Origin of the sequence: Ruegeria meonggei, from assembly GCF_042768335.1 — a bacterium.
GTDB lineage: Bacteria > Pseudomonadota > Alphaproteobacteria > Rhodobacterales > Rhodobacteraceae > Ruegeria > Ruegeria meonggei.
This window is the reverse complement of the sequence record NZ_JAXHBT010000002.1, coordinates 59,676-83,250: the sequence shown is the minus strand read 5'-3', so window position 1 is coordinate 83,250 and position 23,575 is coordinate 59,676. Positions and strand designations below refer to the sequence as shown.

Here is a 23,575-nt window from a genome sequence, read left to right as displayed (position 1 = left end):
CATTCTAGTTATTTGGCAGCAGGATCAAGGCCAGATCGGGCACCAGTGACACCAGTATCCAAACCGACAGCAGCGCGACGAGATAAGGCACCGTGTACCGCAGCAGCCGGAAATAAGGCACGCCCGTCACGCCAGACGCGACATAGAGGTTCAAACCATAGGGAGGAGTAATGAACCCAATGGATGCCCCGACCAGGAAGATAACCGAAAAGTGGATCGGATCGACGCCAACTGATGCTGCAATGGGCGCCAGGATCGGTGCCAGAATAATCGTCACCGGAAGGCTCTCTAGCACCATGCCCGAGAAGAAGACTATCACCATCGATGTGAACAAGACCGCGTAGTAACCACCCATCGAGGTCACGAAATCTCCGATGGTTTGCTGTGCGCCCAACAACGACAGGATTTGCTGCATCACAACCGACACTGCAATCAGCGGTGCAAGAATACCGGTGATCTGGGCCGAGCGGATAACAATCGAAGGGATTTCAGGAATGGTGAAACCCTCGACTACGAACATTTCGGCATAGCTTTTCTCGGTTGGGGGGATATCGTTTCGTGCGCCCATGATGCGGTTGATCGGGTAACTGACCAGCCCAGCGATGACACAAAAACCAACGGTCACCCCGGCCGCTTCGGTCGGCGAGAACTTACCGGTGTAAATGCCCCATAGCACCAGGCCGATGGCGAAAAAGCCCAGCCACGCACCAAAGGCCGTCTTCAGAACCCGGGTCAGTTGCAGCGGGATCAGAAATCCCCAGCCGTTGATCCGGCAGATGATCCAGCACGCAAACTGCATCCCAATCACCATTAACGCGCCTGGCAGGATGCCAGCCACAAACAGCTCGGAAATCGGCAGGTTCATCAGGAACCCGTAGACGATGAAGATGATGGACGGTGGGATGATGATCCCCACTGTACCGCCCGCAGCCGCTGTGGCGGCGCTAAAGCGTCCGTCATATCCGCCCTTGACCATCTCGGGATGCAACATCGACCCGATCGTTGCCGTGGTGGCCGAATTCGAGCCCGAGATCGCCGCGAACAAGCCACAGGCCCCAAGCGATGCCATCGCCAGCCCGCCGCGTATCCAGCCTAGACAGGAATAGGCAAAATCGCTCAGGCGCCGGGCTATACCCGATTTGTTGATCAGGTCCCCTGTCAGAATGAACAGCGGCATTGCCAGCAGCGCGAAGCCCTTGTTGAAGACGTTCAGCAATTCGGCGCCCATATTGTCCAGCGTCAGGCCCAGAACAAATGAGCATCCGATCACCCAATAGCCAATCACCAGGAAAACCGGCACGCCCAGCATGAACAGAAACGTCACGCCCAATGAGATTAGTGTAACCCAGGTTCCGTCTGCCATCAGTCTGCCCCTATCACAGCCTGCTGAATCAGCGGCTGACCTGTTTTCCAGTTTCTCAGATCATCTGCCAGGTTTTGGAACACCCGTCCGACCATAAGGAAAAACGACAAAGGTGCTGTAAGCAGGAACCACCACTGCATGATGTTGTCAGTCCCAAGCACGATCTGGAAGTTTGACGCAGACAGCGCCACCAGGCGGGATGTCGTCACAATGACGATCACCGCAAAGATGAACCACAGCACGGCGTCCAGGATCAGACAGGCCAATTGCCCGCCTCGGGGCATGGAGGTGCGAAACTCGCTAAAGCTCAGATGGGTGCGCAGGCGTACGTTGTATGACGCCCCGAACCAGGCCATGACCATGAACAACAGCGGTGGAATGGTGGTGGACCAGGGTTCCTGATCGTTAAATACAAAACGGTCGATCACGCCCCAAAAGATGATCAGCGCAATGGCAAGATAGGAATACACCATCACTGAGCGCTCAAAATGGCGTTCAATGAACGGCACTTTGCGATAGATGATCATGATAAGAAACCCACCCAATGCGGCGACAACCGCGCCAACTATCCAGGCGGCATCGGATCGCAATGCGGTTTGGATCTCGAACGAATCCTGGCTCAACAAGGCGCTGAAGATCGCGCCGACATCTGCCCAAAATGACATGAACCCCGTCCTTCCAATTGGTGTTTAGTGGAACCGGCCCACGTGGGGCCGGGCCTTCAGTGCTTGGATCAGGCCTCGCCTTTCCACCAGCGACGGGGCTCGACGTTTTCGGGCAGTGTGTCTGCCGGGATCTCACGCGCGATGTCGTAGATCTCTTGATAGGTGTCGATGCCGCCGGCCCACTTGTTCAGACGCTCGCGCCATTCAGCCCAGGGTTCCGGGTTGTAGTTCGGGGCGCACATTTCTTCGGCCAGCTTGATCTGATCTTCGGCTAGGAATGCCGGACGCACGCCGTTTTCGGCAAAGATTGTTTTCGGCAATTGCGGATCCGAGAAGCCAACCGTGTTCAGCAGAGCCGCCTCATTGGCCCCCTGAATAAGCGCTTGGGTGAAGTAAGACGATTCCATAACCGCGTCCTGCAGCTCACCGCCCAGCCCATCAAAGACGCTGGCCGACATCGAGGTATGCTCGGTGCCACAGAAGAACTTCAGGTCAACCGACTGAGACACCACCGGCGACATGTTTGCATAAGCCACCGCCGACGCCCAGGTTTCAGCACCATCAATCAGACCTGTTTTCAACGCATCCAGCGTTTCTTCCCACGCAACCGGAACCGGGTTCAGGTTCAGCAGCTGCATCGCGATTCGACCCAGCTGAGTACCCGTTACGCGGTTTTTAGTACCAAAAAGCTCTTCCAGCTTGGTAACCGTGGGTTTGTCCGAGAAGGTCGAGCCCATCTGAAGCCCGCGCAATTCACAATGGGTGAACAGGAACTTCAGCCCGTGCCGTTTCTCCAGCGGCTCACGCAGGATGCGCTGGCTCGCGGGGCTGTAGAAGAAGTGATACTGCGCCGCGCGGCTGGGGAACATATAGGCATAATCCAACACGTTCAGATAGGGTGCGCCACCAGCAGAGTTCTGGGTCGACGCCGCATAGATGTCGACGATTCCCTGCTGAGTCTTTTCAACACAACTCAGCTGACCACAGATCTGGTTGTCGCCGATGAATTCGATGCGAATCTCACCATCCGTGCGTTCTTCCAGGTCGCGGGCAAATTCGATGGCCCCTGCCCGTTCGATCAAAAGGTTACGTGTATTGAACCCGGATGCGCCGAATTTCAGCGTGTGCTTCGGCTCTTTCGAAAACCGCTTTTCGTATGTTGATTCCGCAGCTTGCGCCAAGTTTGCCAGGCTCATGGCCCCACCGAATCCGCCAGCAGCAAGCAGAGTGGAACTCATGCCATAGCGTCCTGCCACGCGGAAAAAATCACGCCTCGAAATACCGCCTAGTTTCTTACCGATCTCCATTGCTTTCCTCCCGTTTCGCAATTATTGAGACTTTTTGTATCAAAAAAAGCTAGTATATTTCTGGCAATTTGCATAGGTTTTTTTTCAACAAACTTGAAAGGAGTCGGTCATGGAGGTGGATTATGCAGTTGTCGGGGCCGGTTCTTCGGGCTGTGTCATCGCCAATCGACTAAGTGCCGATCCCAAAACCAAGGTTGCTTTGCTGGAAGCCGGGGGTCCGGATACCAACCCCTGGATTCACATTCCGGTTGGGTACTTTAAGACCATGCACAATCCCTCGGTGGACTGGTGTTACCGCACCGAGCCTGATCAGGGGCTGAATGGACGCGCAATTGACTGGCCCCGCGGCAAGGTGCTGGGCGGGTCGTCTTCCTTGAATGGCCTTCTCTATGTGCGCGGCCAAAAAGAGGACTATGACCGCTGGCGTCAGATGGGGAATGTTGGCTGGGGATGGGACGACGTGCTGCCCCTGTTCAAGCGTTGCGAAGATCAGGAACGCGGCGAGGATGAATTCCACGGTGTCGGCGGTCCGCTTGCGGTTTCGAACATGCGCATACAGCGCCCAATCTGCGACGCATGGGTGGCAGCCGCGCAAACCGCGGGCTACCCGTTTAATCCCGATTACAACGGAGCCAATCAGGAAGGCGTGGGCTATTTCCAATTGACTACACGCAATGGCCGTCGGTGCAGTGCCGCAGTGGCCTATCTTAAACCGGTCCGAGACCGGAAAAACCTGAACATCATCACTCGCGCGCTGGTGACCCGGATTGAGATGGAGGGGAAAAAAGCCACTGGCCTCATCTACCGTGACCGTTCCGGCGCGTTGAAAACGCTAAAAGTGCGTCGCGAAATCATTCTGTCGGGCGGAGCAATTAACTCTCCTCAGATATTGATGCTGTCCGGTATTGGCGACCCCGATCACCTGAAGGAAAACGGCATCGAACCTGTTCACGCGCTGCCCTACGTAGGCAAGGGGCTGCAGGACCATTTGCAGGCGCGATTGGTGTTCAAATGCAACGAACCCACCCTGAATGACGAAGTACGCAGCCTGTTCAATCAGGCGCGCATTGCGTTGAAATACGCGCTGTTCCGCGCCGGACCAATGACAATGGCCGCAAGCCTTGCCACCGGATTCCTGAAAACCCGACCCGAGGTTGAAACCCCCGATATCCAGTTCCACGTCCAACCCTGGTCGGCCGATAGCCCCGGCGAAGGCGTCCATCCGTTTTCTGCCTTCACCATGTCCGTCTGCCAGCTGCGCCCCGAAAGCCGGGGAGAGCTGCGCCTGAACGGCCCAGATCCATCGCAATATGTTAAAATCCTTCCGAATTACCTTTCGACGGAAACCGACTGCAGAACCATCGTCGACGGGGTGAATATCGCCCGCAACATCGCACGGCATAACCCGCTGGCCTCAAAGATATCCGAAGAGTTTCGTCCGACCGCAGACCTGTCCAGCGACGACTACGAAGGCACACTGGATTGGGCCAGGTCCAATTCCGTGTCGATCTATCACCCGACCGGAACCTGCGCGATGGGCACGACGGAAAACTCTGTTGTCGATCCAAGCCTGCGGGTGAACGGCATCCAGAACCTGCGGGTTGCGGATTGCTCGATCATGCCTGAGATCGTCAGCGGGAACACCAATGCACCGGCCATCATGATTGGGGAAAAGGCAAGTGATCTGCTGACCAGCGGCGCTTGAACGGAAAGCAGAATTGGGCGTTACGCTCTTGATTTGCGGCCCAGTATTGACTGATCACGCTAGGCAGCGTCCGTATTGCGCACCGGGATATTTACCCTGTGGTGAAGCAAGAATTGTACTCACGCTTCTTGCAGACCCTTAACCTTACAACTATTGTCAGGTTAAGGGTTGGCCCAGTTCCAACCTTAGGGAAAGGAAATTGATCCAGGTCATGATGCAGGCAGTCAGCTTCAATAACTCAGAGCACGCTGCACCAGTGCCCGCCCCTCGGGTCGCTGAACGATCCATGTGCATCATCAACCAGCTGCGTATGGTGTCCTTGCGCTGCCGGTCTTGCGCGCGCATCGATCTTGAGCAAGCCTGCGCCTTATTGCTGGCCGACCCAGCGGATGCAAAGATGCGTCATGCCGAAATTTTGATGCGCGGGTTTTATCAGGCGGTGTCCAAAAGCCCGGTATTTTTTCGCCCCGGCACCACTGAGCTGTCTTTTGACGAAGCCTGGCTCGGCAGCCTGTTGGACGCAATGGATCGCGGCGATAACGACAGTTTTCAGTTTTTAATTCGGTCCCGTGTGCCACGTTGGACCCAACGAAATCTGGCCTATCTGATCCGTTCGATTTCCGACCAATTTCGTACGTTTTAGAATAATTCTAAAAAGTTCTTGGAATTTTCCGCTGACCGTCTAAGTATGTGTAAGCCAGCCATTTTTAGTGCAGCCAGCTATATCCTCCGGAAAACCAAGGTGACCATTATGACCCAAACTGCAATTGCCCTGACACAAGACACACGCGCCGCAATCGCGGACGCCTTGAATCAGTCTGTGGCCGAAACCACCGTGACCACGATGCTGGCCCAGAACTTTCACTGGAATGTAACCGGCATGGCTTTTGGTCCGCTGCACGAGCTGTTCCAGAAGATCTATGAGGACCACTTTGTTGCGCAAGACGATCTGGCCGAGCGTATCAAAGCGCTAGACGCCCACGCCGATGGCACACTGGCAGGGATGCTGAAACGCTCCAAAGTCAGCGAATTCGACGGCTCGGCATCCGACAAGGACATGATCAAGATGATGCTTGAGGCACAGGAAACGCTGGCCTCAACGCTTGCTGGTGCTGGCGAAGTAGCCGCCGAATATGGTGACACGCTGACCGAAGATCTGTGCATCAATCGGGGCCAGACCCACGAGAAGTTTGCCTGGTTCCTACGTTCTCATTTGCGCTGAATTGCGGTGCCAGTTTGATGTTCACTCTGGCCTTCTTCTTTTCAGCTTTTTCAGATAGGCCGGTGCCCAGTGTTTATACCGGCCCATCGCATCCTGCTGACAGGTTAGCATCTGCACAAAACCTTCCTGCTGATCCGGCTTTTTGATCGACTTGAACAGTTTTTTCTGGCTCTTGGTCATCGAACAGCCAATGCAATGGCCCTCGCGGCGAAATTTACACACGTCTATGCAGGGCGACGGGACTTTCTTGCTCATTTCGGGGACTCGCTGAACCGGCAATATTTAGCATGAATAGTGGGTCATGTGATGACCCGGTTTTCGACGATTGTCGATATCGGAACATTCGATGCAGGCCCAGTGTCGCGGGATTGATCAAGAGGACGCGCACAGGCTACATGCCTGAAAGACCAGCATTGGTATTCAACAGAAACTGGCGGAAAATCGGGCTGCTGGCTGCGCCAATGCCGCGCGCGTTCTCTCCGACCTCAGCAGCCTCAACGACCGGGGGGATCAATCCGCGCTTGTCTTGATTATCCAGATAGCGACGGACCCGGGCAACCAGTTCTTCGCGCACGTCAGGCGGGAACGCACCGTCAATGAAAATTGCCTCAAAATCGATGACTGCGCAGATGGATAATGCCGCCTTTGCCAGTTCTTGTGCGGTTGTGCCAATCCACGGCTCTACGTACCGTGCGATGCTGCTCCAATCCTGAGGCTTTTCCCACAAAATTCCCGGATTGACGCCCGCTTCCCTCAACCTGTCTTCCAACAGGTGCAGCGACGCAACATCGATCAGTTGCTGGCTTTCACCCAACGGCCCAGTGGTGCGCATTGCCCCCAAAGCCCCTGCATTGCCCTGATTGCCTTCGAACACCGTCCCGTTCAAAGCGACGCCGCCACCGATCATCGACCCGATGAAAAAGTAGAAGTAGTCCCTGTATTCACCTCCACGACCGTAAAGATGCTCGGCATGACAGGCCGCTGTCGCATCGTTGACAACAAACACCGGAAGGTCACTGAACTTGGCAACTTCAGAGAAGAAATTCACATTCCTCCAGGAACTGAACTTTTTCGCGGCAATGCCCGTCAGGTCGTGCCATTTCCAAAGCTCAAATGGCGTGCCGATGCCTATGCCACACACACGGTCCCGCAGCTTGTGCGGTTCACGCGACAAAAGCGTTTCCAATCCGGATTCCAGAAATCCAAACACCGCTTCAGGCAGCGGGTAGTCATAAGTCGTCGTCAACTGATGGCGCGGCTTGCCGGTGAAATCGATCAACAACAGGTCGGCACTGCGGCGCCCAATCTTCATTCCGACCGAAAGAATACCCTCGGGGTTCAGCTCCATCGGGATCGAAGGTTTACCGACTTTCCCCCGCAGCGGTGTGCCGCGCTTGAGAATCTCATCTTTTTCCAGCTTCCTCAAGATGATCGAAACCGTCTGCGGAGAAAGCCCCGTCAGACGCGCCACATCCGCACCGGCCGTGGGTCCATGTCTTTGTAAAACGGTCAAAATCAGACGTTCGTTGTGATCGCGAACACCGCTTTGGCTGACCCCTCCGGTTAGCGTTTTTAGCGCTTCCTTCTCCATAAAACTCAACATAACCACCTCTTTTCCTTATGGAAAGGCGCTCAGTCAAATTAATAAATAAACTTTATTTATTTATTGACAACTAAGGGGGAATCGCATCTTCTTGGCTAATGCCTGCATTGGAGGATGGAGGTAGGTCTCGCTTGGAATCCTAGCAAGACGAATGCAAAAATCTGGGAGGATGACATGAAGAATCTATTCAAACTTGCCGCATCTGCTGCTGCGATCACCTTGGCCGCCGGGTCCGCACATGCGGCGGGCGAAACGGTCTGCTTGATCACAAAGACCGACACCAACCCTTTCTTTGTAAAAATGAAAGAAGGCGCAACCGCGAAGGCAGAAGAGCTGGGCATGACGCTAAAAGCGTTTGCTGGCAAGGTAGACGGTGACCATGAAACGCAGGTGCAGGCAATTGAGACCTGCATTCTGGACGGGGCCAAGGGCATCCTTTTGACGGCATCTGATACCAGCTCAATCGTTCCGGCAGTGCAGCAGGCGCGTGACGCTGGGGTTCTGGTTATTGCGCTGGACACCCCGCTCAGCCCCATCGACTCGGCGGATGCGACCTTTGCGACGGACAACTACAAGGCCGGCCTGCTGATCGGTCAATGGGCCAAGGCCAAAATGGGTGCCGCGGCAGCGGATGCCAAGATCGCCACGCTTGATTTGAATGTCAGCCAGCCTACCGTGGATGTCCTGCGCAATCAGGGTTTCCTTGACGGGTTTGGCGTGGATCTGGCTGATCCCAATGTGATCGGCGATGAAGACGATCCGCGTCTGGTCGGCAGCGATGTCACTGATGGCAACGAAGAAGGTGGCCGCCGCGCGATGGAGAACCTTCTGGCTAAGGATTCATCCATTAACGTCGTGCACACAATCAACGAACCTGCCGCAGCAGGCGCCTACGAGGCCCTCAAATCCATTGGGCGTGAAAACGATGTGTTGATCGTATCAGTGGATGGCGGCTGCCCAGGCGTTCAGAATGTGGAATCCGGGGTTATTGGCGCCACCAGCCAGCAGTATCCGCTGTTGATGGCCTCGCTGGGCGTTGAAGCGGTCAAAAAATGGGCCGATGAAGGTGTGAAACCTGAAAACACCCCGGGCAAGGAATTCTACGACACCGGCGTCGCGCTGATCACCGATCAACCTGCCGAAGGCGTGGAATCGATCTCGGTCGCCGAAGGTCTGGACCTCTGCTGGGGCTAATCCCCCTTCTCCCAAGTGGGGCGCGTTCGCGCGCCTCACCAATCCCTTCGTGAGAAAATTAAAAATTCCTGTAAACTGACCACGTTGGCTGCGGAACCTGCCACGAAAAGGGGGAGATATGTCTGAAGCAAACCAAGAGGCTCGGGAATATGACACCGCGGCCGGCCACGTTGAATCTGTGGCAGAGTTTGAGGACACCCGGGGCGGCGTGTTGGGCAAGCTGCAGCACCTGCTTCACGTCAATCCATCCTTGGTGCCCCTGATCGTTCTGGTCGGTGCGATTGTGATTTTTGGCCTGCTTCTGGGGTCCAAGTTCTTCTCACCATTCGCGATGACCTTGATCCTGCAACAGGTTCAGATCGTCGGCATCGTGGCTGCGGCGCAGAGTCTGGTCATCCTGACCGCCGGCATTGACCTGAGTGTTGGTGCGATCATGGTCTTTTCGTCGGTGATCATGGGGCAATTTACCTTCCGCTATGGCATTCCGGTTCCGGTTGCTGTGCTGTGCGGGCTGGCTGTTGGAACCGGCATCGGGGCCATCAATGGCTGGCTTGTCAGCCGGGTAAAGCTGCCACCTTTTATTGTCACCCTTGGGATGTGGCAGATCATCCTTGCCACAAACTTTCTGTACTCAGCCAACGAAACGATCCGCAGTCAGGATATCGAGGCGAATGCCTCTTTCCTTCAGTTCTTCGGAACCAAATTCAGCGTCGGAGGGGCCACATTTACCGTTGGGGTCATGTTCATGCTGATCCTGATCGCGGTTCTTGCCTATTCATTGAAACACACGGCTTGGGGGCGACATGTCTATGCCGTGGGCGACGATCCCGAAGCCGCGGAATTGTCCGGAGTGAATGTCCACAGAACCCTGATGTCGGTTTACATGCTGTCAGGCCTGATCTGCGCTTTTGCTGGATGGGCCCTGATCGGGCGTATTGGCTCTGTCTCGCCAACGTCCGGCCAATTGGCCAACATTGAAAGCATCACGGCGGTTGTGATCGGGGGGATCTCGCTGTTTGGCGGACGCGGATCGATCCTTGGGTCTTTGTTCGGAGCGCTTATTGTTGGAGTGTTCACGCTCGGCCTCAGGCTATTGGGTGCTGATGCACAGTGGACCTTCTTGCTGATTGGGCTTCTCATCATCGCAGCGGTCGCTGTTGACCAGTGGATCAGAAAGGTATCGGGCTAATGTCAGAGGCAACACCAGTCGTCCAGGGCCGCGGCATCGTTAAACGCTATGGCCATGTGACCGCCATCGACTATTCCGACTTTGAACTGCGCCAGGGAGAAATTCTGGCGGTCATCGGGGATAACGGTGCTGGCAAGTCCTCAATCGTCAAGGCGATTTGCGGCGCGACCATTCCGGATGAAGGCGAAATCCTGATCGAGGGGAAGAAGGTCAACTTCTCTTCACCCATCGACGCGCGCAATATGGGTATCGAGATTGTCTATCAGCAGCTCGCCATGTCGCCTGCCTTGTCGATTGCGGACAACATGTTCATGGGGCGCGAAATCCGCAAACAGGGGTTCATGGGCAAATACTTGCGACAGCTTGACCGGCCCGCGATGGAGAGGTTTGCCCGTGAGAAACTGACAGAGCTTGGTCTAATGACAGTTCAGTCGATCAACCAGACAGTGGAAACGCTGTCCGGGGGTCAGCGTCAAGGCGTCGCCGTTGCGCGCGCAGCAGCATTTGCAACAAAGTTCATCATCATGGATGAGCCAACAGCAGCCTTGGGCGTTAAAGAAAGCCGCAAGGTTCTGGAACTGATACAAGATGTGCGGGCGCGGGGCATTCCGATCATTTTGATCAGCCACAACATGCCCCATGTATTTGAAGTTGCCGATCGCATCCATGTGCATCGCCTCGGCAAACGGCTCTGCACCATTGACCCCAAGGATTACACCATGTCCGATGCGGTTGCGTTCATGACCGGCGCCAAGGAGCCGCCGACAGAGGACGCCGCGTGATCACGCGTGACACACAACGTGTTTGCGACCTGATCCAGTCCCGGATGCAACCCGGTGCGCGAACACTTGTGGGGATTTCCGGGCCGCCTGCTTCGGGCAAATCGACCCTGGCAGACGCAGTAGTCAACGCTTTTAACCAGCAGCAGACGTCGGCTGTTCCGCCCGCCACGCTTGTGCCGATGGATGGCTATCATCTGGACAACCACGTTCTTGAAACGCGCGGTCTTCTAGCCAGAAAAGGCGCGCCCGAGACCTTCGATGCGGTCGGATTCTGCGCTGCCATCAAAACTCTGGCATCCGCCAAACATGAGTGCTTTTTCCCCAAATTCGACCGCCAGATGGATCTGGCGATTGCAAATGAAATTGCCGTTCACCCCGAAACTCCGGTCATTGTTGTTGAGGGTAACTATCTTCTGTTGGACAAAGAGCCCTGGGCGTCTCTGAACAATCTGTTTTCGACAACAATTTTTGTCAGCCCAACGTTGGAGACCCTCCAAGCGCGACTGCAAGAGCGCTGGATCAGGCACGGCTTTGATCCGGACTCAGCGCTGCGCCGCGCGATGCGGAACGATATTCCAAATGCCCAGCTGGTTCTCAGGAACAGTCAGCAGGCCGATCTTGTATTGAACCAGAACGGCGCTGAACTTGGCACATCTATACCCTTTGCAGACCGCTAGTAACTAATCCAATACATCGTTGACCGCCCACCCGCCTCAGATCGCTTCAACGCGCCTACGGCTTCCAAGGCCAGCAGGTCTCGGGTCGCGGTAGCAGCAGAGGTGCCACTGATCTTGCGGTAGATCTTGGCACTGATGCCAAGCTCAACCCGAGACGGGCCCTGTTTGAACAATCGGCGCAGCACTTGCTCTTGGCGCGTGTTGAGCTGCGTGGCAAATCGCAAGAAGAACCGATTGCGTCGTAAGATAAACTGCGCTTCTTCCCGCGCGAACCGAGCTGCATTTCCCAAAGTCTGCAAAAACCAGATCACAAATTCAGTTGCGTCAATCACGCCCCTACCCTGTTGTCGCCCGGCCTGAAGCGCATGATAATAGGCTTTCTTGTCACGCTCGATCTGGCGAGATAGCGAAAAGGACAGCGCCCCGCTTTGGGCAAAGACAAATTCGATAAGGGCCCGGCCGATCCGCCCATTTCCATCCGAGAAGGGATGGATCGATTCAAACCACAGATGTGCCAAGGCGGCCTTTATGGGTGGCGATACGCCCTGATCTTGCGCTAACCATTTCAGAAACACGCTCATGTCCTGCCCAAGCCGATCGGGTGGTGGAGCCTTGTACAGAACGTCATTTGATCCGGCCACCGCCGAGCGGACAATCTCAAGATCAAAGCGCCGCCATTGGCCAACATCCTCAACCTCAATGCCAAAGAACAGCAACCGGTGCCATTCAAACAATGTGTCTGCCGTGAGCGGCCCCGGCGTCGAGCGCGCCGCCGACATCAATGCGGCAACGGCATCGGACCTGCGCGTTATGGCATGCTGGTTTCGGTGCTTCAGAGACGCGACGATTGAGGCCTCAATTTCGGATGCGTCCAGCGGAACACCCTCAATCCCAAAAGATGACATGACCTCCTGCGCGATTTGCGAGAGATGAAATTCCTCCCGGTCGCTGTCGGGCAGCCCATCGACAAGACCGGTGATTTCGCCGATCAATTGCGAGGATGACGCCAAAAATGGCTCTACCCTTTCATGGTAGTACCCGAAATTTGGCCAGTGCTGCGATTTCCAGATGGGGGGCATGATGTGATTATAGGTGTTATTCAACTCAAAGATCAACTATTTCTGGTTTGAATAACGTCAAAAAACTCCTCACATGCCCCACAATGTCGCGGGTCACCCCCAAGAGGGTTACAGGGCAGACCCTACACGCTTTCACAATCTTGCATGCGTGGCAGCCATCGTTTACAGCCGCGTGGCAGCCCATGGATAAGCGGAACGCTATGAATACCTCGTGGATCGACAAATTCAAAGGTCTCAGCCGACTGCCGGACGACATCCGCACCGCGCTTGTTGCGGGCAGTCAGATCGTCACCGTTCCAGCCGGAACGCAGGTTTTTGCCCCGGGCCAGACAGCTGACAATCTTCTGCTGCTGTTGGACGGCACAGTGCGGGTGCAGCAGAAATCCGATACCGGGCGAGAGGTGTTTTTGTACCGGGTCCATGCCGGAGAAAGCTGCGTATTGACAACCGCCTGTATGCTGGCGTTCGAAGACTATTCCGCGGATGGCATAGCGGAAACCGATGTGACCGCCGTGGCGATCCCGCGAAAGACCTTTGATGATCTGGCTGCCAAATCCCCGATATTTCGCGAGTTTATCTTTACCGCCTATTCCCGTCGGATCACCGACCTGTTCACTCTGATTGACGACATCGTGTTTCAGCGCATGGATGTACGTTTGGCGGCGCGCCTGCTGGAATTGGCCAATGCTGACAACGTGGTGCGCGCAACACATGCCTTTCTGGGGACGGAACTGGGCACCGCGCGCGAGGTGATCTCGCGCACCCTTTCGGAATTCCAGCGCCGTGGCTGGATCGAACAGTCCCGCGGTGAAGTTCGCCTGACCGGCCGCGAAGGGCTGGAACGTATGGTGAAATCGGCCGGCGCCGAAGTGTAATCACCACCTGAACCCGTTTGTTTGACAGTTTGGTGACCATGTCACCAAACGCATGACGGTGCACATGCAATGGTCAATTCATCGATTCTCGATGGAGTGAGACATGACCACCAATATGGGAAAATTCGACCGCGCCCTGCGCATCCTGATCGCTGCCGCCCTTGCAGTTCTGGCCTTTAGCACAGGCACCCTGGAATCGGGTATTCTGTTCTGGGTGGCGCTGGCCGTTGCCGCTATCTTTACGTTGACGGCCTTTGTGGGCAACTGCCCAATCTACCGCATCATCGGCCTGAAGACCTGCAGGAACTGCGGATGATCGAAACCGCGTTCACACCTTGGGCATCGCTGACAGGTGGCATTCTGATTGGGGTGGCATCCGTTTTGCTGATGTTGCTGATGGGCCGCGTGATGGGCGCTACAGGTATCCTTGCGGGCCTTGTCCAACCGTCCTCTGGCAGTGATTTCACCTGGCGCGCCACCTTGCTGGTCGGGATGGCCACTGGCCCGCTGGTTCTTTGGCTGATCTCGGGTGAGATGCCAGCGGTTGAGGTTCCGATATCCACCCTCACCTTTGTAATAGGCGGCGTCATTGTTGGTATCGGCGTCACCTTTGGTGCTGGCTGCACGTCGGGTCACGGCGTATGCGGCATGGCGCGGCTTAGCCCGCGATCCATCATCGCAACCGCGACCTTCATGGGGTTCACCTTTGCCACGGTTTTCATCATCCGCCATGTGATCGGAGGATAAGGGATGAAACTGCTTGCAATCTACCTGATCGGCTTGATTTTTGGCCTGGGCATCTCACTGTCCGGCATGTCAAATCCGGCCAAGGTGCTGAATTTTTTCGATGTTTTTGGAGCTTGGGACCCGTCCCTGATCTTTGTGATGGGCGGAGCCCTGGTGACCACCTTCGTCGGCTACAAACTGGTGTTTGGTCGGGAAGCGCCGGTATTTGAACCTACGTTTCACCTGCCTACGTCCGCAAATATCAACGCCAGGCTTGTTGGGGGATCGGCGGTTTTCGGTATCGGCTGGGGCATTGCCGGATTTTGCCCGGGCGGTGCGCTACCCGCACTGGGGACCGGCCGATGGGAGGTTTTTGCTTTCGTCGGCGCGCTGGTGATCGGAATCGCCTTGGCAAAGCTCCTGCAATCTGCGGCCGCACCCGATCTGAAATCCCGTACCTGAATACTTTTTGGAGGAGACCCAAAATGACCACCTACCCTGTGAATTTGGCCGTGAGACCAGAGGTTTTCGCCTTTTTCGACGATGCAACAAACGCCATCAGTTATATCGTAAAGGACCCGGCCTCGGACGCTTGTGCGGTTGTCGACAGCGTCATGGACATCGACTATGCCGCCGGGCGCATCACCTTTGATCATGCCGACGAACTGATCCGCGTCATTAAGGAAAAACAGCTTAAACTGGAATGGATCATCGAGACCCATGTCCATGCCGACCATCTGTCGGCTGCGCCCTATATACAGCAGGAACTGGGCGGAAGAATTGGCGTTGGCTCCAAGATCACCGTTGTCCAGGATACGTTCGGCAAGGTCTTCAACGAGGGCACTGAGTTTCAGCGGGACGGCTCGCAATTCGATGCGTTGTTCGAAGATGGCGACACTTACATGATCGGCACAATGCAGGCTTTCTCCATGTATACACCCGGCCATACCCCGGCCTGTATGGTGCATGTGATGGGCGACGCGGCCTTTGTCGGCGATACGCTGTTCATGCCGGACGGTGGCTCGGCCCGGGCTGATTTCCCCGGCGGTGATGCTGGTGTTCTGTACGATTCCATTCAGAAAGTGCTCTCTCTGCCCGATGAGACGCGGCTGTTCATGTGCCATGACTATGGCCCGAACGGACGCGACATTGCCTGGGAAACCAGCGTTGCAGAAGAGAAAGCTCACAACATCCATGTGGGCGGCAGCAGGACGAAAGAGGATTTCGTCAAGTTCCGCACTGAACGCGATGCGATCCTTGCGATGCCCACTCTCATCATTCCGTCCCTGCAGGTGAACATGCGGGCGGGTGAAGTGCCGACCGATGCGGATGGGAACCCGATGCTAAAAGTACCGGTCAATACGCTGTAATCCGCATCAGGGAGGAGAGACATGGAACTTCGCAACATTTCATCCAAGTTTACCGTCAGTCCGCAGATCACTGTTGAGGACGTCAAGACCATCGCGGCGCAGGGCTTTCGTGCAATCCTTTGCAACCGGCCAGACGGGGAAGGTGCGGATCAGCCTTCGTTCAAAGAGATCGACGCCGCAGCAAAGGCCGCCGGGATCGAGGCGCGCTATGTCCCGGTGCAATCCGGCATAGTGAAGGACGACGACGTTGCAGCGTTTGGGGAGGCGATGGAAGATTTGCAACGCCCGGTCCTGGCCTTTTGCCGGACTGGGACACGCTCGGCCACGCTTTGGTCCTTTCACGAATCCAAGAAACGCCCGATGTCGGACATCCTGTTGGCCACCAAGGCGGCAGGCTATGATATGAACGGCGTTGCGCGCCGAATTGCCAACGGCGGCAGGACACCGACTGATACCGGGGATGCGCATTTCCAAGTCGTGATTGTCGGTGCCGGTGCCGGTGGAATCTCGGTTGCGGCCAGCCTGAAGGCGCGGAAACCGGATCTTGATATCGCGGTCATCGACCCGGCCGATATCCACTACTACCAACCTGGCTGGACCATGGTCGGTGGAGGTATCTTTGACGCCCAAGCAACGGCCAAGACCATGGGCAGCCTGATTCCTAAAGGTGTGCACTGGATCAAATCTGCTGTTGCGGCGTTTGAGCCTGAGAACAATGCCGTCGTGCTGGATGGATGCCGCGTCGTAAAATACGACCGCCTTGTTGTCTGCCCCGGCCTCAAGTTGGATTGGGGCAAGGTTGTGGGTCTGGAAGAAACGCTGGGCCGCAACGGCGTGACATCGAACTATCGCTATGACCTCGCGCCCTATACCTGGCAGCTGGTGCAAGAGATGAAGACGGGACGTGCTCTCTTCACCCAACCTCCCATGCCAATCAAATGCGCGGGCGCGCCGCAAAAGGCCCTGTACCTATCCGGTGATACGTGGTTCCGCAGTGGGGTGCTAAAGGACATCGACATCCACTTCATGAATGCGGGCGGCGTGTTGTTCGGCGTCAAGGATTATGTCCCCGCGCTGGAAAGCTATATTGAGAAATACGGCGCATCGCTGAATTTCTTCCACAATCTGGTGTCTATCGACGGGCCCGCCAAAAAAGCCGTCTTCGAGGTTGTCAAACCTGATACAGCACCAACCTTGATTGAGACCGAGTTTGACATGATCCATGTCTGCCCACCCCAAACCGCGCCGGATTTCATACGCGTCTCACCTTTGGCGGACGCAGCAGGTTGGATCGACGTGGACCAGGCGACCCTGCGCCACCAAAGCTTTGACAACATCTGGTCACTGGGCGACGTGATGAATGCTCCCAATGCCAAAACTGCCGCAGCAGCGCGGAAACAGGCACCGACCGTTGCCGACAATATTGTCGCCGACATCGCCGGAGGATCGGCAGTGGCGCAATACGACGGCTATGGCTCTTGCCCGCTGACAGTTGAGCGCGGCAAGATCGTGTTGGCCGAGTTCGGCTATGGCGGCGCGCTCAAACCCAGTTTTCCGCGTTTCCTAATCGATGGCACAAAGCCCAGCCGTGCGGCGTGGTTCCTTAAGGAAACGCTTCTGCCGCCGATTTACTGGAAGGCGATGCTGCGCGGAAAGGAATGGATGGCTCGCCCGGAAAAGCTGAAAGTCGCACCTAAATAGGGTCTTCAGTGACACACGCCCGGCACCTTCTGTATTACTTCCCGGAATAGATACATGATCGAACGACTCCGCCCCTTTGTCCCGGTTCTGGATTGGGGCCGCAGCTACACGCGCGCGGCCCTTTCTAACGATCTGATCGCGGCACTGATCGTGACGATCATGCTGATCCCGCAGTCGCTGGCCTATGCCTTGCTGGCTGGCTTGCCGCCCGAGGCCGGCATTTATGCCTCAATCGTGCCGATCGTGCTGTATGCAATATTTGGCACCAGCCGGTCGCTGGCGGTGGGTCCTGTGGCCGTCGTGTCGCTTATGACTGCCGCAACCATCGGGCAGATCGCCGAGCAGGGTACGGCGGGGTATGCGGTGGCCGCCCTGACGCTGGCGTTCCTGTCCGGCGGGTTTCTGCTGTTGATGGGTATACTGCGGCTAGGATTTTTGGCCAACTTCCTGAGCCATCCGGTGATCGCGGGGTTTATCACCGCCTCGGGCATCCTGATCGCTACCAGTCAGCTCAAACACATTCTAGGCGTGAGCGCGCACGGACATACGTTGCCCGAAATGCTGGGATCGCTCTTGTCCCACCTACCCGAACTCAACATCATCACGCTGACACTCGGCATTCTGGCCACTGGATTTCTGTTTTGGGTCCGCAAAAACCTGAAACCCTTCTTGCGCGGAGTGGGAATACCACCTGTTCTGGCAGATTTTCTGACCAAGGCCGGGCCTGTGGCCGCCGTAATTGCGACAACAGTTGCTGTTTGGAGCATGGACCTGACAGGTCAGGGCGTGAAAATCGTCGGGGCCGTGCCGCAAAGCCTGCCGCCCCTGACCTTGCCCAGCTTTTCTGTTGATCTGTTCCGCGCGCTTGTCGTTCCTGCCATCCTGATTTCAATCATCGGCTTTGTCGAAAGCGTTTCGGTCGCGCAGACACTGGCGGCAAAGAAACGCCAGCGGATCGACCCGGACCAAGAACTGATCGGTCTGGGTGCAGCCAATCTTGGGGCGGCCTTTACCGGCGGTTATCCTGTCACCGGCGGCTTTGCCCGGTCCGTTGTCAATTTCGATGCCGGGGCAGAGACACCCGCCGCCGGAGCATTCACCGCCATTGGCTTGGCCATAGCCGCGCTGGCTCTGACGCCCCTCGTCTATTATCTGCCCAAGGCAACGCTGGCGGCAACCATCATCGTCGCAGTCCTTAGTCTTGTTGACCTGTCGATCCTGAAAAAGACCTGGGACTATTCCCGCGCCGATTTCACCGCCGTGGCAGTCACCATCCTTTTGACATTGGGCCTGGGGGTCGAGGCCGGGGTGGCATCGGGGGTCGTGATCTCGGTTCTGTTGCACCTGTATAAAACATCGCGCCCGCATGTGGCAGAGGTGGGCCTTGTTCCCGGCACCCAGCATTTCCGCAACGTGCTGCGTCACGATGTGGAAACCAACCCGGCGGTGGTGACGTTGCGTGTGGATGAAAGCCTCTATTTCGTGAACGCGCGATTTCTTGAGGAAATGGTGCAACAGCGCGTCACCGAAGGGTGCACATTACGACATGTGATCCTATTGTTTTCAGCTGTGAACGAAGTAGATTTCTCGGCTCTGGAAAGCCTGGAGGCAATCAATAGGCGTCTGACTGATATGGGTGTAGGGTTGCATCTGTCCGAGGTCAAAGGCCCGGTCATGGACAGGCTGAACCGCACAGATTTCCCCAAAGAGCTGAACGGTCAGGTCTTCTTGTCGCAATATGGCGCCTGGACCGAGCTAACTGCACATTGTTGAAATACGACGGAGATTTTCATAACCTTTTGGAATGAAAAACTATCGCAAGTCGCTGCCGCCGCTGGACAATCTACTATTCTTTCAAGCAGCTGCGGGCAGCAAAAGCCTGACACATGCCGCTGACACTCTGTTTGTCACTCAGGCTGCGGTCAGCAAACGCATTCACCGGTTGGAAGAATGGTTGGGATCGCCGCTGTTTTCCCGCGACGGGCGAAATTTGGAGTTGACTGAAACGGGCCGTGAACTGGCGTCTGACGTGGAGATGGCGCTGGAGTTTCTGGATCGCGCAATCCACAAGATCAAATCCCCTGAGCAACCGGCTGTCCAGATCGCGGCCAACACGGCGCTGTCAATGTTTTGGCTGCATCAACGCCTGCGCGCCTTTTCCTTCGGCGATGCGGCATGTGACGTGAACATTCGAACGACCGAGGCGACATCGGAATTGCTGTCGAACGTGCATCATATGGCTGTTGTTTACTGTGACGGTCACATTCCCGGGTGGGAGAGTACCCGTTTACTGGACGTCCAGATGGTTCCCGTTGCCACGTCCGAGGTTGCTAGACAGGCGGTGCAATCAGGGATGTTTTCCGCCAACCCTCAATTCAGTCAGGCGCCGCCGATACTGGAGTTCTCCAGTCTGGCACCGGATTGGATCAACTGGCAGATCTGGTTAAAGAAACTTGACCTTCCCGGCATCGGCAATTGGTCAAAGATTGACTGCAGCAGCTACGTACAATCTGTTGGCAGAGCGCTGGACGGCGCCGGTGTTGCACTGGTGAACGAGGCGATGATGCAACAAGAGCTTGCAAGCGGAGCGCTGGTCAGGATTGGACAGCAAAGCCTAAGGCCAAAAAGCGCCTATTTTCTGTGCCGGAAACAAAACGTTAGCCTGCCTAAAAACGCGATTGACCTGTACGATTTCCTGACCTCGTAGAGGTTTGTACCCCGAATGCATCCCGGTTTAACAGAGGTACGGCGCGCTGAACTCATACCCCCTCGTTAAATCATTAAACCCCCGGAGCGCGCCGCATCCATGGAATAGTCAGGTCGGATGGTTGAATTGTGTCAGTCTCATTAAGATTGCTTAGAATTGCGGTCTGGCTTCAATGAGGGCAAAAGACCGATAAGGGAACCAGCCGGTTGTCGTGATGTAGACCAGACAACACCTGACGAAATCGGAACGTCACCGGATCGAGTTGGATCAAATGGCGCGCCCTGCCCCGACGGTAAAAGCCATGCTTTGGGATTTGTCTGACCTCAGCCCATCCCGAGGTTAAGTGACAGGCTGAGGTCAGGTTCTTGGGGTCTTTACAACAGTGCGAGATCCCGAAGAAAGAGCGCGATGCCGGGGAAGAAAATCAGCAACGCGGACATCAGCATCAGGATCACGATGAACGGAAACGTTCCGCGAATGACCTCAAGATAGGGTTTGTTGAAAATTGCGATCGCTGTGAAGATATCGCAGCCAAAAGGCGGCGTAGCAGACCCAATGGCCATTTGCAGCGTCACCATGACACCCACCAGAACCGGATCGAGGCCAGAGGCATCGACGATGGGTACAAAGATCGGTGTCAGGATGACCAGTACGACCAGTGAGTCGACAAACATGCAGCCAATAAAGAAACACAGCGCGATCACAAACAGGATGTATTCGTCCGACGCGCCCTCAAGGTTAAGCGGCTCCAGCAATCCTTGTGGAATTTGTTCGAACGAAATGTACCACGAGAACGCCTGCCCCATACCAACGAGGATAAAGACAACAGCCGTGATCAACCCGGTGCTGAGAGCGGCATCCAGCACATCGTTCAGCTTGAGTTCGCGGTAGATCACACATTCCACGATCAACGCATAGAGAACCGAAAAGGATGCGGCCTCGGTCGGGGTCACCGCGCCGGAATAAATCCCGCCGACGATCAGCGCCGGAAAGCCCAGCGGCAACAACGCCTTGCGGATCGATTGCAGCCGCTCCGCGGTGGTTTTCTTTTCCACCAAAGCAATCTGGTCACCCTGATAAACGCTGTAGACATAGCAATAGGCCGAAAACAGTAAGGCCAGAACGATCCCAGGTCCGATCCCGGCGATGAACAGCTCTCCCACACTGGTATTGGCCAGCGTGCCATAGAGGATCAGACCGATGCTGGGCGGGATTAGGAACGCGATATCGCTGGCATTGATGATCAACGCCATGACAAAGCTGTCCTTGTAACCTGCCTTCAACAATTTGGGGCGCATGATCTGCCCCACGGACACTACAGTTGCCTGTGTTGAACCGGAAACCGACCCAAACAGGGTGCAACTGATACACGCTGTGATCGGAAGGCCGCCGCGACGATGACCGAAGAACGCCTCGATCAGCCCCAGCAGGTTATTCGCGGTATGCCCCCGCGCCATGATATCCGCAGCCAGAATAAACATTGGCACCGCGATCAATGCGTTGGGTGAAATACCAGTCACCATCTGCTGAATGATCACACCGGTGTCGCTTTGCGAGAAATGCAGCAATCCGATCAACGCTCCGATGGCAAGGGGGACAACCATCGGAAAGCTGAGAAACAACAGGACAACCATCACCACAACAAGGGTGAAGGTCATGACATAGATATCCAACTCTCCGGCGATGACATCGCCGAGAAACTCCATAATTCCTGACATGTTACACCCCGATATCTTCGGCTTCGCCGTCTTTGATCTCGTAAGACAGGTATCGGCCTTCGTGGGTCACATTCATCACGAACGCGATCAGGAATTGAAGGCTGGCCATGCCCAGCCCGATGGGGATAATCGAATAAACGATATAGACCGGAAATTGCAGCGCCGGACTGAGGCGGTTGATGTCCTTGATCTCCAATACATAGAAGACGGATTTGTAGGTCAGGAACAGTAACAGCAATCCGGTCGCAAGCGAGATCAGGGTCAACAGAGCTTTTTTCAACCTGTCGTTCAGGGAATCATACAGTGCCGTCATGCGAATGTTGCGGCCCTTGCGTACAGCATAGGCAAAGCCCACGAACGTCACCGCGACGATCAGGAACTGGTTCAGTTCTTCAGAAAAGAAGATGCTGCGGTCAAACGCGTATCTGCCGATGGCGTTGGCGGTCGAGTTGACCATCATCAGAAGGATTGCGCAGATGATGACGCATTTTTCGATGAGTTCGGTGCCTCGGCTTACCGTAAGCAATAATGTCTTCATGGTCTCCCCCCAATGTCGTCGGACATGAGCCGTCTCCACTCAGCTCATAAGGCAAGGCGCGCGGGTTCGTCTGAGCCCGCGCGTCTCAGGTTTTCAGTCAGGGATCAGGACGCAGCCTGAACCTCCTGAATCAGGTTTTGCAGAATTTTCTGGGCATTCTCACGGGCACTGGCCTTGTCAGCATCGTCATAGGCATTCTCGACAACACCATAAAAGGTCTCGTGCAGCGTGGTGCTCAACTCTTGAAACACGGCGCGCTCTTCTTCGGTTAACACCACGACTTGCAGGTCGGGGCGTTCCGCGATGATTTTGTCCATGTTTTCGTTGTTGATCTTCAGTTGATATTCATGCGCTGCCTGCTCGGCAACTTCAGTCGCCTTAAGGACCATCTGTTGCTTGTCCGCAGACAAGTTGTTGAACCATTCGTTGTTGGTTGAAACAGTGCCGACATAAGGCTGTTGGCCGGGGAACATCAGGTAGTCCTGAACTTCGTGCCACTTGGCATTGTAGACAAAGTAGATCGGGTTCACCATGCCATCGACGGTCTTCAGCTGCAGTGCACCATACACCTCACCCCAGGACAGTGGGGTCGGGGTTGCACCAAAGGCTTTGTAGGTTTCCACCGGAATGGTCGAGGTGAAAGTCCTGATTTTCTGGCCTTCAAAGTCTGCGGGGCTGCGGATTGCCTGATTGGCACCCCAGACCATTTCGCCTTCGCTGATCATGGTCAGTAGCTTTAGGTTCACCTTTTCGAATTTTGCGCTGAGGTCCTGATAGATAGTCGGACTGCCGGTCAGAACATTGCGCACAACTTCGACATCGGTACCCAGAACATACGGCACGCTCAGCGCCTGTACTTCGGGCACGTAGGATCCCAGATGGCCGGTGCCGACAGAGACGAACTGTACCGTTCCTTTCGAGGTCAGCTCGACAATGTCATTTTCGGTGCCGAGCTGGCCGTAGTAATAGATCCGTACCTTGATATCGCCGCCGGATTCTTCTTTTATCGTCTCTGCGAACGCTTGAGCAAAGATATCCTGCACGTCGTTCTTGTCTTCTTCGGACGCAAATTTCCACGTCTCTGCGTTGACACCTGTGGCCAGGCCAACGGTCAGCAACGAAGGCAGAATGTACTTTCTGATCGTTTTCTTCAT

General features: G+C 55.6%; 24 protein-coding genes. 15 read left to right on the top strand and 9 right to left on the bottom strand.

The window, feature by feature from the left end; genetic code table 11:
- Nucleotides 1-4 precede the first annotated feature (4 nt).
- The 3 genes from SJY13_RS20520 to SJY13_RS20510 form a co-directional block, all read right to left on the bottom strand.
- Nucleotides 5-1,363 (bottom strand): TRAP transporter large permease, encoded by a 1,359-nt coding sequence (locus SJY13_RS20520; RefSeq protein ID WP_377193860.1) that lies wholly within the window; start codon nucleotides 1,361-1,363, stop codon nucleotides 5-7.
- Complete coding sequence (locus SJY13_RS20515) at nucleotides 1,363-2,028, bottom strand: TRAP transporter small permease (protein WP_377193858.1); 666 nt, start codon at nucleotides 2,026-2,028, stop codon at nucleotides 1,363-1,365. Before SJY13_RS20515 ends, SJY13_RS20520 begins: the two co-directional genes overlap by 1 nt.
- Before the next feature lie 68 nt (nucleotides 2,029-2,096).
- A complete protein-coding gene (locus SJY13_RS20510; protein WP_085822089.1) occupies nucleotides 2,097-3,335 on the bottom strand; it encodes a TRAP transporter substrate-binding protein in 1,239 nt (412 codons plus the stop codon).
- A 109-nt stretch (nucleotides 3,336-3,444) separates the two neighbouring features.
- Between SJY13_RS20510 and SJY13_RS20505 the strand changes: the two genes are divergently transcribed.
- The 3 genes from SJY13_RS20505 (at nucleotide 3,445) to SJY13_RS20495 (ending at nucleotide 6,262) form a co-directional block, all read left to right on the top strand.
- Nucleotides 3,445-5,040: a GMC family oxidoreductase gene (locus SJY13_RS20505; RefSeq protein ID WP_377193856.1), complete on the top strand. Its 1,596-nt coding sequence runs from the start codon at nucleotides 3,445-3,447 to the stop codon at nucleotides 5,038-5,040.
- A gap of 211 nt (nucleotides 5,041-5,251) precedes the next feature.
- Nucleotides 5,252-5,683, top strand: coding sequence for a hypothetical protein (locus tag SJY13_RS20500; RefSeq protein ID WP_377193854.1), 432 nt, complete (start codon nucleotides 5,252-5,254; stop codon nucleotides 5,681-5,683).
- Between the two features lie 108 nt (nucleotides 5,684-5,791).
- Nucleotides 5,792-6,262 carry a Dps family protein gene (locus tag SJY13_RS20495; protein WP_377193852.1) on the top strand — a complete coding sequence of 157 codons (471 nt, stop codon included), beginning with the start codon at nucleotides 5,792-5,794 and terminating at the stop codon, nucleotides 6,260-6,262.
- Nucleotides 6,263-6,283: 21 nt separating this feature from the next.
- On the opposite strand, the gene SJY13_RS20490 is transcribed toward SJY13_RS20495, so the two are convergent.
- Both SJY13_RS20490 and SJY13_RS20485 read right to left on the bottom strand, forming a co-directional pair.
- Nucleotides 6,284-6,517: a DUF1289 domain-containing protein gene (locus SJY13_RS20490; protein ID WP_377193850.1), complete on the bottom strand. Its 234-nt coding sequence runs from the start codon at nucleotides 6,515-6,517 to the stop codon at nucleotides 6,284-6,286.
- A 136-nt stretch (nucleotides 6,518-6,653) separates the two neighbouring features.
- Nucleotides 6,654-7,853: an ROK family transcriptional regulator gene (locus SJY13_RS20485; protein WP_377194620.1), complete on the bottom strand. Its 1,200-nt coding sequence runs from the start codon at nucleotides 7,851-7,853 to the stop codon at nucleotides 6,654-6,656.
- A gap of 186 nt (nucleotides 7,854-8,039) precedes the next feature.
- Here SJY13_RS20485 and SJY13_RS20480 point away from each other — a divergent pair, with 186 nt between their 5' ends.
- From SJY13_RS20480 to SJY13_RS20465, 4 genes are all read left to right on the top strand, one after another.
- Nucleotides 8,040-9,059 (top strand): sugar ABC transporter substrate-binding protein, encoded by a 1,020-nt coding sequence (locus SJY13_RS20480; protein WP_377193848.1) that lies wholly within the window; start codon nucleotides 8,040-8,042, stop codon nucleotides 9,057-9,059.
- 118 nt (nucleotides 9,060-9,177) lie between these two features.
- Entirely contained in the window at nucleotides 9,178-10,248 is a 1,071-nt protein-coding gene (locus SJY13_RS20475; protein WP_085822082.1) for an ABC transporter permease, read from the top strand.
- Nucleotides 10,248-11,030: an ATP-binding cassette domain-containing protein gene (locus SJY13_RS20470; protein ID WP_377193846.1), complete on the top strand. Its 783-nt coding sequence runs from the start codon at nucleotides 10,248-10,250 to the stop codon at nucleotides 11,028-11,030. The genes SJY13_RS20475 and SJY13_RS20470 overlap by 1 nt, the downstream gene beginning before the upstream one ends.
- Nucleotides 11,027-11,707 carry a nucleoside triphosphate hydrolase gene (locus SJY13_RS20465; RefSeq protein WP_377193844.1) on the top strand — a complete coding sequence of 227 codons (681 nt, stop codon included), beginning with the start codon at nucleotides 11,027-11,029 and terminating at the stop codon, nucleotides 11,705-11,707. The genes SJY13_RS20470 and SJY13_RS20465 overlap by 4 nt, the downstream gene beginning before the upstream one ends.
- Here the strand turns inward: SJY13_RS20465 and SJY13_RS20460 are convergent.
- Nucleotides 11,704-12,786 carry a Fic family protein gene (locus tag SJY13_RS20460; RefSeq protein ID WP_377193842.1) on the bottom strand — a complete coding sequence of 361 codons (1,083 nt, stop codon included), beginning with the start codon at nucleotides 12,784-12,786 and terminating at the stop codon, nucleotides 11,704-11,706. The two genes, SJY13_RS20465 and SJY13_RS20460, sit on opposite strands and share 4 nt — an antisense overlap.
- A 200-nt stretch (nucleotides 12,787-12,986) precedes the next feature.
- On the opposite strand from SJY13_RS20460, the gene SJY13_RS20455 reads away from it, so the two are divergent.
- The 8 genes from SJY13_RS20455 to SJY13_RS20420 all read left to right on the top strand — a co-directional run bounded on the left by SJY13_RS20455 (nucleotide 12,987) and on the right by SJY13_RS20420 (nucleotide 20,165).
- Nucleotides 12,987-13,661 carry a Crp/Fnr family transcriptional regulator gene (locus SJY13_RS20455; RefSeq protein ID WP_377194618.1) on the top strand — a complete coding sequence of 225 codons (675 nt, stop codon included), beginning with the start codon at nucleotides 12,987-12,989 and terminating at the stop codon, nucleotides 13,659-13,661.
- A 103-nt stretch (nucleotides 13,662-13,764) separates the two neighbouring features.
- Nucleotides 13,765-13,977 (top strand): YgaP family membrane protein, encoded by a 213-nt coding sequence (locus SJY13_RS20450; RefSeq protein WP_377193840.1) that lies wholly within the window; start codon nucleotides 13,765-13,767, stop codon nucleotides 13,975-13,977.
- The gene (locus tag SJY13_RS20445; protein WP_085822077.1) at nucleotides 13,974-14,408 is read left to right on the top strand and encodes a YeeE/YedE family protein; all 435 of its coding nucleotides are present in this window, start codon (nucleotides 13,974-13,976) and stop codon (nucleotides 14,406-14,408) included. The genes SJY13_RS20450 and SJY13_RS20445 overlap by 4 nt, the downstream gene beginning before the upstream one ends.
- 3 nt (nucleotides 14,409-14,411) lie before the next feature.
- The gene (locus SJY13_RS20440) at nucleotides 14,412-14,849 is read left to right on the top strand and encodes a DUF6691 family protein (RefSeq protein ID WP_377193838.1); all 438 of its coding nucleotides are present in this window, start codon (nucleotides 14,412-14,414) and stop codon (nucleotides 14,847-14,849) included.
- Nucleotides 14,850-14,872: 23 nt separating this feature from the next.
- The gene (locus tag SJY13_RS20435; protein ID WP_377193836.1) at nucleotides 14,873-15,757 is read left to right on the top strand and encodes an MBL fold metallo-hydrolase; all 885 of its coding nucleotides are present in this window, start codon (nucleotides 14,873-14,875) and stop codon (nucleotides 15,755-15,757) included.
- 21 nt (nucleotides 15,758-15,778) lie between these two features.
- Nucleotides 15,779-17,458, top strand: a complete 1,680-nt coding sequence (locus tag SJY13_RS20430) for a TIGR01244 family sulfur transferase (protein ID WP_377193834.1) — start codon at nucleotides 15,779-15,781, stop codon at nucleotides 17,456-17,458.
- A gap of 54 nt (nucleotides 17,459-17,512) precedes the next feature.
- A complete protein-coding gene (locus SJY13_RS20425; protein ID WP_377193832.1) occupies nucleotides 17,513-19,231 on the top strand; it encodes a SulP family inorganic anion transporter in 1,719 nt (572 codons plus the stop codon).
- A gap of 31 nt (nucleotides 19,232-19,262) precedes the next feature.
- The gene (locus SJY13_RS20420; RefSeq protein WP_377193830.1) at nucleotides 19,263-20,165 is read left to right on the top strand and encodes a LysR family transcriptional regulator; all 903 of its coding nucleotides are present in this window, start codon (nucleotides 19,263-19,265) and stop codon (nucleotides 20,163-20,165) included.
- A 374-nt stretch (nucleotides 20,166-20,539) separates the two neighbouring features.
- On the opposite strand, the gene SJY13_RS20415 is transcribed toward SJY13_RS20420, so the two are convergent.
- From SJY13_RS20415 to SJY13_RS20405, 3 genes are all read right to left on the bottom strand, one after another.
- A complete protein-coding gene (locus tag SJY13_RS20415; protein ID WP_200818554.1) occupies nucleotides 20,540-21,823 on the bottom strand; it encodes a TRAP transporter large permease in 1,284 nt (427 codons plus the stop codon).
- Nucleotides 21,824-21,884: 61 nt separating this feature from the next.
- Complete coding sequence (locus tag SJY13_RS20410) at nucleotides 21,885-22,421, bottom strand: TRAP transporter small permease (protein ID WP_377193828.1); 537 nt, start codon at nucleotides 22,419-22,421, stop codon at nucleotides 21,885-21,887.
- A 104-nt stretch (nucleotides 22,422-22,525) separates the two neighbouring features.
- Complete coding sequence (locus SJY13_RS20405; RefSeq protein WP_377193826.1) at nucleotides 22,526-23,575, bottom strand: TRAP transporter substrate-binding protein; 1,050 nt, start codon at nucleotides 23,573-23,575, stop codon at nucleotides 22,526-22,528.